The sequence below is a fragment of the Arthrobacter sp. UNC362MFTsu5.1 genome (assembly GCF_000685965.1).
Classification (GTDB): Bacteria; Actinomycetota; Actinomycetes; order Actinomycetales; family Micrococcaceae; genus Arthrobacter.
This window is the reverse complement of the sequence record NZ_JMLE01000021.1, coordinates 74,942-87,606: the sequence shown is the minus strand read 5'-3', so window position 1 is coordinate 87,606 and position 12,665 is coordinate 74,942. Positions and strand designations below refer to the sequence as shown.

12 protein-coding genes are annotated in these 12,665 nt (G+C 64.8%); 6 read left to right on the top strand and 6 right to left on the bottom strand.

The annotated features are described in order from the left end of the window. Positions 1 to 502: 502 nt before the first annotated feature. From BS38_RS25590 to BS38_RS27195, 3 genes are all read left to right on the top strand, one after another. On the top strand, positions 503 to 934 hold the full coding sequence (locus BS38_RS25590) for a FadR/GntR family transcriptional regulator (protein WP_231511318.1): 432 nt from the start codon (positions 503 to 505) through the stop codon (positions 932 to 934). Between the two features lie 323 nt (positions 935 to 1,257). Continuing rightward, a complete protein-coding gene (locus BS38_RS0117920) occupies positions 1,258 to 2,205 on the top strand; it encodes an Ltp family lipoprotein (RefSeq protein WP_028272049.1) in 948 nt (315 codons plus the stop codon). A gap of 515 nt (positions 2,206 to 2,720) precedes the next feature. Next, positions 2,721 to 2,897: a hypothetical protein gene (locus tag BS38_RS27195; RefSeq protein ID WP_197024975.1), complete on the top strand. Its 177-nt coding sequence runs from the start codon at positions 2,721 to 2,723 to the stop codon at positions 2,895 to 2,897. An 87-nt stretch (positions 2,898 to 2,984) separates the two neighbouring features. Here the strand turns inward: BS38_RS27195 and BS38_RS0117910 are convergent, their stop codons facing one another. Then, positions 2,985 to 4,397 (bottom strand): amino acid permease, encoded by a 1,413-nt coding sequence (locus BS38_RS0117910; protein WP_028272048.1) that lies wholly within the window; start codon positions 4,395 to 4,397, stop codon positions 2,985 to 2,987. A 41-nt stretch (positions 4,398 to 4,438) separates the two neighbouring features. Continuing rightward, the gene (gene hisC, locus BS38_RS0117905) at positions 4,439 to 5,548 is read right to left on the bottom strand and encodes a histidinol-phosphate transaminase (protein ID WP_028272047.1); all 1,110 of its coding nucleotides are present in this window, start codon (positions 5,546 to 5,548) and stop codon (positions 4,439 to 4,441) included. A 93-nt stretch (positions 5,549 to 5,641) separates the two neighbouring features. On the opposite strand from hisC, the gene BS38_RS0117900 reads away from it, so the two are divergent. After that, positions 5,642 to 6,145 (top strand): Lrp/AsnC family transcriptional regulator, encoded by a 504-nt coding sequence (locus tag BS38_RS0117900; protein ID WP_028272046.1) that lies wholly within the window; start codon positions 5,642 to 5,644, stop codon positions 6,143 to 6,145. A 120-nt stretch (positions 6,146 to 6,265) separates the two neighbouring features. After that, complete coding sequence (locus BS38_RS0117895) at positions 6,266 to 7,939, top strand: thiamine pyrophosphate-binding protein (RefSeq protein ID WP_028272045.1); 1,674 nt, start codon at positions 6,266 to 6,268, stop codon at positions 7,937 to 7,939. A gap of 353 nt (positions 7,940 to 8,292) precedes the next feature. Here BS38_RS0117895 and BS38_RS0117890 read toward each other — a convergent pair whose 3' ends face one another. Next, positions 8,293 to 8,670 (bottom strand): universal stress protein, encoded by a 378-nt coding sequence (locus tag BS38_RS0117890; RefSeq protein WP_331280060.1) that lies wholly within the window; start codon positions 8,668 to 8,670, stop codon positions 8,293 to 8,295. Between the two features lie 303 nt (positions 8,671 to 8,973). Here BS38_RS0117890 and BS38_RS0117885 point away from each other — a divergent pair, with 303 nt between their 5' ends. Continuing rightward, on the top strand, positions 8,974 to 9,930 hold the full coding sequence (locus tag BS38_RS0117885; protein WP_028272043.1) for a lipid kinase: 957 nt from the start codon (positions 8,974 to 8,976) through the stop codon (positions 9,928 to 9,930). A gap of 23 nt (positions 9,931 to 9,953) precedes the next feature. Here BS38_RS0117885 and BS38_RS0117880 read toward each other — a convergent pair whose 3' ends face one another. The 3 genes from BS38_RS0117880 to BS38_RS26830 all read right to left on the bottom strand — a co-directional run bounded on the left by BS38_RS0117880 (position 9,954) and on the right by BS38_RS26830 (position 12,440). Continuing rightward, positions 9,954 to 11,027 carry a N5-glutamine methyltransferase family protein gene (locus BS38_RS0117880; RefSeq protein WP_051629006.1) on the bottom strand — a complete coding sequence of 358 codons (1,074 nt, stop codon included), beginning with the start codon at positions 11,025 to 11,027 and terminating at the stop codon, positions 9,954 to 9,956. 384 nt (positions 11,028 to 11,411) lie between these two features. Further along, positions 11,412 to 11,597 carry a hypothetical protein gene (locus BS38_RS27910; RefSeq protein ID WP_156037173.1) on the bottom strand — a complete coding sequence of 62 codons (186 nt, stop codon included), beginning with the start codon at positions 11,595 to 11,597 and terminating at the stop codon, positions 11,412 to 11,414. Positions 11,598 to 11,951: 354 nt separating this feature from the next. Further along, positions 11,952 to 12,440, bottom strand: a complete 489-nt coding sequence (locus BS38_RS26830) for a hypothetical protein (RefSeq protein ID WP_156037172.1) — start codon at positions 12,438 to 12,440, stop codon at positions 11,952 to 11,954. Positions 12,441 to 12,665 lie beyond the last annotated feature (225 nt).

Here is a 12,665-nt window from a genome sequence, read left to right as displayed (position 1 = left end):
TGGATGGACCGAAGCCGACGGATCACGGACCTACCGGCCATTGGCACCCATCAACCGCGACGCGATGGCCGCCTTCCTCTACCGGGCAGCCGGCTAGGCAAAGAAGCTTCCGTCCCGCCTGTTCCGCTGAGTGAATGGGCGGGACGGAACCTGGACGAGTCCTCATTCGGTCGTCCGCTCCGAATCCTGACCTCGCACGTGCCAGGGTCAGATCACGTTGTCTCGTCGCTCCGGCCTAAGCTATACGCACCAGAAACCTACCTTTTGCTGCTTACACGAAAGCGGCGGCCGGCCTGAACGAGCCCAGTGCTCGAAGGGCCCTGGGCACCTCCTTGTGTGGTAGACGCGGCCTGCTGGGCCCTTCTGGGGTCGCGACTTCCGACCTCAAATGCCTTTGCCTCGGCGGGGTTAGCTGGAAACCCCGCGCGTCGTCAAATTCACCGACTCTCCCCCGGTCCGCGACGAAATCCAGCATCGCCTGCGCAATGAAGGATCTCAGGCCGTGAACCGGTTCGTGGACCGAAGGCTGCTCTTTGAATGCGCGGTGACGCACTATGCGACGCTCAACGCCACGGCTGAGCAGCTGGACGAGCTCGACCGGCTGATGCATGAGATGGCCGAATCCTCCGACTGGTCCGATTACCACCAGGCCGACGAACAGTTCCGCCACTTGGTGGGCACTGCGTCAGGACTGGGCACCGCCGTCGATGCGTACCACGACACGCTGGCAGAGCTCTACGAGCACTTCATCCCCAACCCGATCGAAATGCTACACAAGTCGAACTGCCACCACGTGACACTGGTGGCGGCCCTACGCACTGGCGACGGCAACGAAGCCGTGGACATTGCCCGCAAGCACGTGGACGTCCTGCACCTGACGATGTTTATGGGGCTCGCCAAAGGCGGAGCCAAAGCCCGCACATCTGACGGATAGCGCCCAGTGGTCGCCGCCGACCTCCTCTAAAAGATAGTAAACGCGAATCTCACCCCAGGGCTTGGCTAGCGGGGTTCACAAAGCATCAATTGAAAATCAAGATTCACGCAGTTTTGTCCTAGAAACCGAAATGCCGATGTTTTCTCGGATCTAATTGAGTGACTTTGAAGCTATTGGGGGGAAGCGAAGATGCTTGTATTTGTCGGCTTTTGCGGTGTACCGCCTCTGTGCCGCGCTCCATTTCCTCCATGTGCGTCCATCACTGCACCCACCCCGCACGCATCGCATCGCACGCGGGTCAGGTGTCCTATGAAAGGACTCTCATGAGCCAGCAACCCTACACCGCCCCCTATCCGCCGAACTACGGCTATGGTCAGCTGCCTGCCAGCAATAAGTCGTTCCTGACGACCTGGCTGCTGTCGCTGCTCCTTGGCGTCTTCGGCGTTGATCGCTTCTACCTTGGCAAAGTGGGAACCGGCATTCTGAAGCTGGTCACCTTTGGCGGCTTGGGGATCTGGGCCCTCGTTGACCTCATCCTGATTCTTGCTAACAAAATGAGGGACAAGCAGGGTCTTCAGCTGGAGGGCTATGACAGGCACAGGAAGATCGCGTTGATCGTCACCGGCGTTGTCATTCTCCTGAGCATCGTCGTCAACTCCGCCCGCGCAGGCTCTGCCCCTTCGGCTGAGCCCGCTGCTTCGACTCCCAAGGTCGCCGCTGCGGCTCAGACCGCATCTGCCACACCGACGCCCACTAAAGATCCCGCCGTAGTTGCTGCTGAAGCTGAAGCCTCTGCCAAAGCCAAAGCTGATGCTGATGCGGCTGCCAAGGCAAAAGCGGAAGCTGACGCAGCTGCTAAGGCTGAGGCCGATGCGGCAGCCAAGGCAAAAGCCGAGGCCGATGCGGCTGTCAAAGCCAAGGCTGACGCTGATGCCGCAGCAGCTAAGGCAGCTGCAGAGGCTGAAGCTGCAGCCAAAAGGGGAACTATCAGTCAGCAGAATGCTCTGCGGGCCGCTGGTGATTACCTCGACTTCAGTGCTTTCTCGCGTCCTGGTCTGATCCATCAGCTTGAATACGAGAAATATTCGACTGAGGATGCGACATGGGCAGTGGACCGAATTACTGTCGACTGGAACGCGCAGGCGGCCAAATCCGCCAAGAGCTACCTGGACTTCAGCTCCTTCTCGCACAGTGGGTTGGTCGAGCAACTGCTCTACGAGGGCTTCACCCCAGAACAGGCCGAGTACGGAGTGAGCACCACTGGGCTATAGCGGTCCGGTCCGGTTCTAGCGGTCAAGGCGTCAACATAAATGGCCCCGTGACCGGAAGAACATAAACGACCGAAATACCGCCGTCATTCTAGGGCAACTCCCCCGGACGCGGTCCAGAGGATCAATCCGACTCGCGAGTTCCATCTCAGACAGTAATTCATCGTCTGGTCAGGGCGTGGCACGAAGTATTGCAGGCGTGCCCGAATTCGAAAACCCTGCACGAAGGCAATCAATTTACCTGCATTTGTTTTAGAGGGGAATTAGTTTTGAAACTCACCACAACTTTGGCCAGTGGCGTGCTCCTGTGCATGACCCTTTCGAGCTGCGCAGGCTCACCGCAGGCAGCTCCCATCGTCACGCAGACTGTCACTCAGACGGCCACGGCAACCGTCACTGCCATGGCAACTGTGACGGCGACCGTAACAGCTGAACCTGTTGCTCCTGCAGCTGTGGCGGCCCCAGCGCCAGCTCCTGTTGCACGAGCGACTGTCGTAATCCCCGCCAACACTGCCGGCATGAACGCAGAGGCACTTGACGATGAGCTGACCGCCTTGGGCTTCAAAAAAATCGTCTACAACTCAGACACCGGCAAGACAGTGCTACTCCTCAGCAACTGGACAGTTACTGGAATCGACAACGCCGGATCGGAACAAGCCGTCGAGAAGGCAGTGGTCGTTCACGTAACCAAGTAGTTTCTACGTTGCGAAGGGCCCGCCCGGCGAAAGCCGGGCGCGCCCTTCCTACGCAGTCAACCCGCGAAGTGGTTCAAAGCAGGTGATTCAGTCGATGAGAACCGGTTGCTTGGCACTATCCGCAGATTCCACAACCGGCGCAACCTTCCGGTTCCGGTGGTTCAACCAGTTCGCCACCGCCAGCAGCGCCACGAGTGCGAAAGTGCTCAGAAGCTGGGGACGGGAATCCTCGCCGATGAAGCCCACTGTGAAGATCGCCGCAAGGATGACCAGACCAAACACCGTCAGCCACGGGAAGCCCGGCATCCGCAGGGGAAGTTCCGTCCCGTCGCGGTCGGCGCGGAGGCGCAGCGCGAGCTGGGCCAGGAGCGCGGACGTCCACACCAGCAGGCAGGTCGAGCCCACAATGTTAAGCAGGACGGGGAGGACCATCTCGGGAAAAGCCAGTTCCAGCACCACCGTGACAACGCCGAACGCGACGCTGGCCAGAACTGCCACAACCGGAACCCGGGCCTTGGACACCGAGGCAAGCAGGCGCGGAGCCTCACCCCGCTCCGCGAGGGAATACGCCATCCGGGAAGCACCGTAGAGGTTGGCATTGAGGGCGGAGAGCAGTGCGGCAACGGCTACGAGCGTGATGGCGGTGGCCGCGCCGGGCATGCCGGCGGCATCCAGCACCGCGGCGAACGGGCTCTTCAGCCCCGCCGAACCGACGGGAACAACAGCCGCGATGACGAAGATGGCGCCGATGTAGAACACCAGGATGCGCCACAGCACAGTCCGGACTGCCTTCTTCACGCTGCGGGCAGGCTCGGCGGTCTCAGCTGCCGCCACGGAGACGATCTCGGTGCCGCCGAACGCGAATGCCACCACGAAGAGTGCCGTGGCAATCCCGGCGAAGCCGCTAGGTGCGAAGCCGGCACCGGTGAAGTTGGACAGGCCCGGCGACTGGACGCCCGGCAGCCAGCCGAAGAGCAGGGCAGCGCCCACAGCCAGAAACGCCACGATGGCCGCCACCTTGAGCAGCGCGAACCAGAACTCGAACTCGCCGAAGTTCTTCACGCTGGTGAGGTTCACGGCGGTGAGCACCACGATGAACACGAAGGCCATCAGCCATACCGGGAGCGCGGGGAAAATGGTGGCCAGCAGGCCGGCCGCACCGAGCGCTTCCGCTGCGATGACCACCACGAGCTGCAGCCACCAGAGCCAGCCCACGGTGGCACCGGCCACCGGCCCGTAGGCCTTGGCGGTGTAGACGGAGAAGGCGCCGCTGTCCGGGTTGGCGGCGGCCATCTCGCCGAGGGCCCACATCACCAGGATGATGAGCGTGCCGGCCACGAGGTAGGAGATCAGCACGGCCGGGCCGGCAGCCTGGATGCCGGCGCCTGAGCCGATGAACAGGCCGGCACCGATGGCGCTTCCCAGGCCCATCATAGTGAGCTGGCGGGGTTTAAGTGCCGCGCCGAGGGCGCGGGCAGACGTCTTTGTCTGTTGTTCCATGGGAATTCCTCTGGTTGTAGGCGGAACGGGTTGGTAAAAGGTCAGTCGATTGTCGAGGCTGCGTGCGCTTCCAAAAGCCGGAGCACGCGATCATTGGAGGCTGGATCGGCAACGGTGATCCGCACGCCGTCGCCCTGGTACGCCCGGACCATGACGCCCGCGGCGTCAAACGCGTCCACCAGCCTCGCCCGGAGGCTCTCGTCCGCGCGGATCCACAGGAAATTGCCCTGGCTCGGCTGCAGTTTCCAGCCCTGGGCTTCCAGCTGCCCGGCCATCCGGGCGCGCTCCTCCCTGACGGCGGCCACCCGCGCTTCCATCTCCTCCCCCGCGTCCAGCGAAGCGACGGCCGCCTTCTGGGCCAGCGCGCTCACCGAGAAGGGAAGGGCGGTCCGACGCAGTCCCTCGGCGATGGCCGGCGCCGCCACGGCGTAGCCCACGCGCAGGCCGGCGAGGCCGTACGCCTTCGAGAATGTGCGCAGGATGCAGACGTTCGGGAACCGGCCGTAGAGCGCCAGGGAATCGGGGCCGCTGCCCGCTTCGGCGTATTCCACGTAGGCCTCGTCGATCACCACGAGGATGTCCGAGCGGACGGATTGCAGGAAGGCCTCGATGCGTCCATGGCTGATCGGCACGCCGGTGGGGTTGTTGGGGGTGCAGAGCAGGATCACCTTGGTGCGGTCAGTGACGGCCGCGGCCATGGCAGCGAGGTCGTGCCCCTCTGCGTCGTCCAGCGGGATGCGGACCGGCCGGGCGCCTGCCAGCTCAACCAGGATGGGGTAGGCCTCAAAGGAGCGCCACGCGAAGATCACTTCATCCCCGGCGTCGCACAGGCCGGTGATGATCTGCTGGAGGACGCCCACGCTGCCCGGCCCCACCGCCACCTCTCCGGCCGTGACACCGAGGTGGCGGGCAAGCCGTTCACGGAGTTCGACGGCGGCACTGTCCGGGTAGCGGTTCATGGTACCGGCCGCTGCGGCCACCGCGGCGGCGGCAGCGGGCAGCGGCTCGTAGTGGCTTTCGTTGCTGGCGAGAGCTGCAATGTCCACGCCGGCGCTGCGCCGGCCCGGGACGTACGGCGGAAGTCCGGCCACAGCGCCGCGAAGGGCGGGAAGCGCGGTGTCCGGTGCGGTCAGGATCTGATCACGGGTCATGAGGACTGATCATGATTGTGACCCGCCCCACAATGCAAGATACCCTCAAGCCATTGGGACTTCTGCTCAACTTCTAGTAACTGTGGTGAAAATATGACCATCCCGAACCCCCGCACCCTGGATTCCTTGGACGGCAGGATCATCCTGGCCCTCGACAAGGATCCAGAAGCCAGCGCCCTGGCACTCTCGCGGACGCTCGGCGTCGCCCGGAACACGGTCCACGCCCGGCTGGCACGGCTCGAGCGCAGCGGCGCCCTCCGCTCCTTCAGCCGGAGGCTGGACCCCGCCGCACTCGGCTATGACCTCATGGCTTTCCTCTCGCTGTCCATCAGCCAGACCCGGACAGGCGCAGTGGAAGACGGGCTCGCCGCGATCCCGGAGGTCATCGAGGTGCACGCCACCACCGGGGACGCGGACCTCATGGCCAAGGTGGTGGCACGCAGTACCGCCGACCTCTACCGCATCACCAACGAGATCCTGGAGATCGAGGGGATCCAGCGGACCAGCACGGCGATTTCCGTCCTGGAACTCATGCCGCCCCGCTACGACGGCCTCCTGAGCCGGCTCTCGGAGCAGGAATCCCGCCCCTCCCACTAAGCACGGGTGACGCACACCACAAGTGGGCAAATTTTCACTCATCCCTGCATCTGCCTGCCAAATATCCCAATCAGATTCCGCTCTCTTGCCTATCTGTGAACCAGCCCACAAGATTCCTGCATGACTACTCTCACTGTCTCCGGCCGCGTGGCGCAGGTTCTCAGCAGCTATGTCAGCGACGTCTTCGGCGTCATGGGCAACGGAAACGTCTACTTCCTGGACGCCGCGGAAAAGCTGGGCCTCCGCTTCTCCGCCGTCCGCCATGAAGGCGCCGCCATCGCCGCGGCCGACGCCTACTACCGGACGTCAGGACGCCTCGCCGCGGGCACCACCACTTACGGCCCCGGCTACACCAATGCACTCACCGCCCTCGCCGAGTCGGTCCAGGCGCAGATCCCGGTCGTGCTGGTCACCGGGGACGCGCCGAGCAGCGGCGCCCGGCCCCAGGACGTGGACCAGTCAGCCATCGCCACAGCACTCGGCGCGGCCACCTTCACCGTCACCCGCGACGCCGCGGGCTCCATCACCCAGCAGGCGGTGGAGTACGCACTCACCAAGCGCACCGCCGTCGTGATTGCCATTCCCTATGACCTCGCGGCTCTCGAGGCTGGGGACGAAGAGCTTCCGGCGCCGCTGGCACCGGCGGTGATTGACGACGTCGACGGCGGCCTTGGGCAGGTAGCCCGGCTGCTCGCCGGGGCGAAGCGGCCGCTGATCCTCGGCGGCCGCGGTGCGCACCTCGCCGGCGCCGGCCCGGAGCTCCGGGAACTCGCCGACCGCCTCGGCGCACTGACCGCCGGAACCGCCCTGGCGCTCAACCTCCTCAAAGGCGAGGGGTACTTGGGCGTCGCCGGCGGTTTCGGCACCGACACCGCTGCCGGGCTCATGGGTGAGGCCGATGTGGTCCTGGTGGCCGGGGCAAGCCTGAGCCCCTTCACCATGCGGTTCGGGCACCTGCTCGGCCCGGACAGCACCGTCATCCAGATCGATGCCGCCCTGCAGCCGACACACCCCCGGGTGGACACGTTCGTCAGCGCAGACGTGAAGTCTGCCGCGGGAACCATTCTGGGAATGCTGGATGGCACGGCCTCGCGTAACGCCGGCCAGGCAGAAGCCTGGCGGGCGGAAGCCCGCAAACGCCTGGCCGAAGGACCGGCCCACCACGCAGGCACCACCGAAACCGTGGACGGCCGGCTGGACCCGCGCGCCCTGGCCACGGCGCTGGATGCGGTGCTGCCGGAGCGCCGCACCGTGGTCCAGGACGGCGGGCACTTCCTCGGCTGGGCCCCTATGTACTGGAACATCCCGCGGCCGCAGGACCTGGTCATGGTGGGCACGGCCTTCCAGACCATCGGGCTGGGCCTTGCCAGCGCCGTCGGGGCAGCCCGCGCGGTGGAGGACGGCCGCACCCTGGTGCTGGCCTCCGGCGACGGCGGTTTCCTGATGGGCCTGTCCGACCTCGAATCGCTGGTCGGGGCGGCCAGCAGCGCCGTCATCGTGATCTACAACGATGCCGCCTACGGAGCGGAAATCCACCAGTACGGCTCCCAGGGCCTGACTGAAAAGCCGATGCTGATCCCCGAGGTGGACTTCAGCGGCGTCGCCCGTGCTTTGGGGGCTGAGTCGGCGATCATCCGCTCCCTGGCGGACCTTTCCGCGCTTCAGGATTGGATCGACTCCGGCGCCAAGGGAACTTTCGTGGCCGACTGTCGCATCACGTCGAGCGTCCGGGCGCCGTGGATGAGCGAATGGATGCAGGCCAAGCAGGAGGTGAAGTCGGCGGTGGCGGGCTAGCGGGGAAGAATCCGCTACAGCGACTCGACCTCGCCGCCGTCGAACGCAAAAATAGGGGAAGCCCCACCAGCAATGCTGAAGGGGCTTCGACTGTTTTGATTCCGTTATGACGAACATCATCTCCCGAACTTTCGGGAATTCCGGCGCTTCCTGCCTCGTCATCGGCAGACCACGTGGATCAGATCCACAGTGAGTTCCAAGATTCCCTGTTGTTCGTTCCCGTCCTTCTTTCGAAGAACGTATTAACAGTGTTACGCCTAGTTTTCCGGCGGCGCAAGAGCCAATCTTCCCGGGGATTCCGGCGTTCCTAACGGTGCCCGCCGGCCATCCCGGAGCAGCAAGCTCCAGGAGATTCACGCTTTGCGGTGAACCACCAGGACAGGACACTGAGCGTGAGTGACAACTTGAGTGGAGACCGAGCCCAGGTGCAAACCCGGAAATCCCCCGTGACCCCGGGATCCGACGACAATAAGATCCGCGTCCTTGGCAGCGTCCAGAATTGCCGAAGCAGGTGATGGCGTGTCCACTAGTTCTCCAGCCGCGGCCACGCCTCCGTCTGCGGCGGTCTTCAATGCCTCACCCTGGCGTGCCCGGGCGACTTGCTCCGGGGACTCTTCGGCCGCAATCTCACCTGCCGCCGTTTCAAGGACAGCGGGATACCAGGCCATCGGGGGCTTATTCCAGGCTGTGACCAGGCGGAGCTGGCCATTGCGCTGCCGGGCCTCATCCATGGCCCAGTCCAGTGCAGCCCGGGAATATTCGGAACCGTCAACACCGACAACAATCAAGAATGAACCGGTACTGGTCATCTCCCTTTCCTTTCACTGCCTCGCCGAACCGTGCCGCGCCCTACCCTGCGAGCGTGCGGGGTTCGGTTCCAGCTGTCGTGGTTCCATCGGACGCTCATACCGGCGTCGGGGGTAGAGTCCAAGGTCCCCGGCGTCGCGGGCCGAGCGACCACGGCTCAGCGTCTCGGATGTATCTCCCGCCGGCGCCATAGGAAACCCACAGGTCCGCCGCCTAACATGGCCCACATGAAAGCTGCCCGGGACGCCCGCTCTGCCGCCGTCGTCATCAACGCCGGATCACGCCGAGGGGCTGCACACGAGCTTGCCGTGGACATGATGCGCAAGGCAGGCGTGCCGATCTCCGCCGTGCACCAGATCCAATCCGGGGGCGAGCTGGCCGGGACGCTTGACCGGGTGCTTGCGGACGGACACGACCTGGTGGTTGTCGGTGGCGGCGACGGGACCGTGTCCTGCGCCGCCGGCCGGGTTGCCGGCACCAGCGTTGCGCTCGGCGTTCTTCCGCTGGGCACCGCCAACGACTTCGCCGGCACCCTGGAGATACCGAACAACCTTGCCGAGGCGTGCGCCACCGTGGCCGAAGGGAAGGTGGTGGATATTGACCTCGGCCGGGCCAACGGTGAGGCGTTCCTCAACGTCGCGTCCGTGGGCCTGTCGGTGGCTGTGACCGAGGCACTGAGCCCCCGCCTGAAGCGGTACATCGGACCATTGGCATACAGCATCGCGACGCTGCGGGCCTATGCCCGGCACAGGCCGTTCCGGGCCCGCCTCGAGTTCCCCGAGGGCGACCACGAGCCGATGGAACTGGATAACCTGCTCCAGGTGGCCGTCGGCAACGGCCGGCACTACGGCGGCGGCAACACGGTCTCCCCCACCGCAGGGATCGATGACCACCTCCTGGACATCTACGCCATCCTTGCCGGCCCCCTCCGGGAGCACGTGAGCATCGCACGGCTGCTCAAGGACGGCAGCTTCATCGAACACGACCGGGTGCACCACCTGACCAGCAGGCATGTCCGGCTGGTCACCGAACCCCCGCTGCCGGTGAACCTCGACGGCGAGATCGCGACCACCACGCCGGCCGACTTCACCGTCCAGCGCAACGCCGTCCATGTGGTGGTGCCCCAGAGCAGCACCAGCGCGAGGTTCGACGGACCGGGCCCAGCGGGCGGGCCGCCGTCGTGATTCCCGACGGCGGAAGGTTCTGACTATCGGGGAGCAAGCCGCCACAGGGACGTGACCTCGGCCGAGCGCGCCTCGAACAGGGGATCGTCACGGTCCGATGCCTTCGGATGCGTTGGCTTGGTGTCGAGCCGTTCCATCACCTTCAGGCCGGCCGCCTCGATGGCGGCCAGCAGATCCTCACGCGACCGCAGGCCAAGGTGCTCGGCCAGGTCGGAGAGGACAAGCCAGCCCTCCCCGCCCGGCTCAAGATGGTCGGAGAGCTCGTTCAGGAAGCGGAACAGCATCCGGCTCCCGGGGTCGTAGACTGCGCTGTCCAGGCTGGAATGCGGAGTGGCCGGAATCCAGGGCGGGTTGCACACGATCAGCGGCGCCCGTCCGGGCGGGAACATGTCGGTCAGGACGGCTTCAGCTCGGTCCTGGACACCGAGGTTCCGGAAATTCTCAGCGGCGCAGGCGATTGCGCGCGGCTCATTGTCAGTCGCCACCACGCGGCGGACGCCACGGCGCGCGAGGACGGCAGCGAGCACCCCGGTGCCGGTTCCGACGTCGAACGCCAGCGTGTCAGAAGGCAGCGCAGCGGCGGCGACGAGATCCACGTACTCGCTCCGGGTGGGAAAGAACGTGCCATAGTGCGGGTGGATGCGGCCCTGCAGGGCATCGACGTGGACGCCATTACGCCGCCACTCGTGGGCGCCAATGGCCCCGACTAGCTCGTGTAGGGACACAACGGAGGGTTCGCCGATGTCACCGTACGCTTCGGCGGCTGCCTCGCGGATGTCCGGTGCGCGGCGCAGCGGCACCACCGGGCCCGGATCGAGCGGAATCAGCAGCAGGCCGAGAACGCGTGCACGGTGCGAGCGGGACTGGCGGTGCCGATAGAACTGATCGGCCGGAGTGCCTGCGATCCTCTTTCCGGCGCCGATCCGGCGGTCCAAGGCATTGAGGATCTGCCGTGCGTTGTGGAAGTCACCATGCCAGAGCATCGCGATCCCCTGTGATGCCATCCGGTTCGCCTGATCGGCCGTGAGGGAGTCGGAGACCACTTCGACGCGCGTCGGCGCCGGCCTGCCGTTCGCCGAACGCCATCGCGCGGTCATGCTCTCACCGGCCTCAACCCAGGTCACGACGGCGGGATCATCCACCGCGGCAGTGCGCGCGGGCTTGAGGGCCGACGTCGGGATTCCTGCGGGAGCTGGCGTCTCGGTAGTGATAAGGATCCATTCCAAGCGTCAGAGGAGCCGATCGGCGACTGACGATTGCGGCGGTGATTCCACGACATGGATTGGCTACGGCCCAGGATTCCGGACCGTCATCCGGCCGCGAACCGAGCTTGGTTGATGGCCGCTGTGGCCATTCAACCTGTCTTGTCAGGATACAGGTGTGCCGTGGGTGCTACCCGACGACAAACTACCCCATTCGTCAACCTCTCAGTGGCCGCGGTTGCTCAAGAACGGAAGCTTCATCGAACACGACAAGCTGTACTAACTGACCAGCCGGAGCGTCCGGCTGGTCACTGAGCCGCCGCTGCCGGTGAACCTCGACGGCGAAATCGCGACCACCACGCCCACCGACTTCACCGTCCAGCTCAACGCCGTCCACGTGGTGGTGCCCCAGAGCAACACCAGCGCGATGTTCGACGGACCGGGCTCCGCGGACTTGCCGTCCACGTGAAGGCTTATTGGTCGAGCTCCCCTCTCAATTGAGGCACCAAGCACACAATCTGCGCTCCCTGTCGTGGAAGTAGCACCGACCACCACCCGGCGCTCGTCACCCCAGGACGAACCACCCATGCGCTCCGTCCTGACTGCAGCCCCAGCCGCGCCCGGATCTCCGCCCTGGCGAGCCCCGCCGGCGCCGCCCCTTGGGAACGAAGCCGGCACGCCGTCGTCGAACGCTTTAGGAACCGCCACCTCGACGAGCCGTTCCGACAGCTCTTCCCGCCGGTCAGTGACCTCGGGCTTGCCCCCGGCTGCAGGCAAGGGAGGCCTGGAAACCCGAAGGTAGACGAGTCAAACGATCGATTACTTGACTGAGGCTATCTTCTCGACTCTGAATGCTGGAACCGTAGTTCGACCGCCGATTTGAGTGTCGTAGCTGATCGAGCCCAGTGACGTTGCAGTTATTTGGACCTCGTCGTCGGTGACGAAGCCGCTCAACGCCTGGCAGCCTATGCCACCGTCGCCGGCCCGGAAAACGGCATTCGCATCGTATTCGTAGGATTTATCCATCTTCATGTAGGAGATATTGGCGCGAAACGTGCATTCTCCGGTTGCCGCGTCGAACTGTGTGATGTGGGCATAGAGAATGATTGTCTGCCCTTCATGGCTGTCTGGGCTCTTGACGAGGAGCGCCAGGTCGCGCTCAGTAAGTTCAGGGGCGGCATCGACCTGCTCCTGCGAGACTCTGGAGCCACTCTTGGAATTCAGCTGGGATCCTGCGGAGGAGGACCCAGAGCTGGACGCAATCACGGCACATCCAGCAAAAAGAGCGACAATGACGGCCAGAACCACGAGCCAAACGACTCGGCGTCGCTTCTTAGGTGGTTGGCGTATGTCCCCCGGCAACGGAATACCGTGAATCTCAGGGAGGTGACCTGTGCCATTGGCATGCGTCGGCTCGTCAACCCAGAGCTGCCACCCCGCCGGCAGCGGGCCCCAGGCAGGATCAGGTTGCCAGCCGGGAGGCGGTGTCCATCCCGGTGGCGGCGCTGGCCAGTTTGGTGGCGCATTGAATCG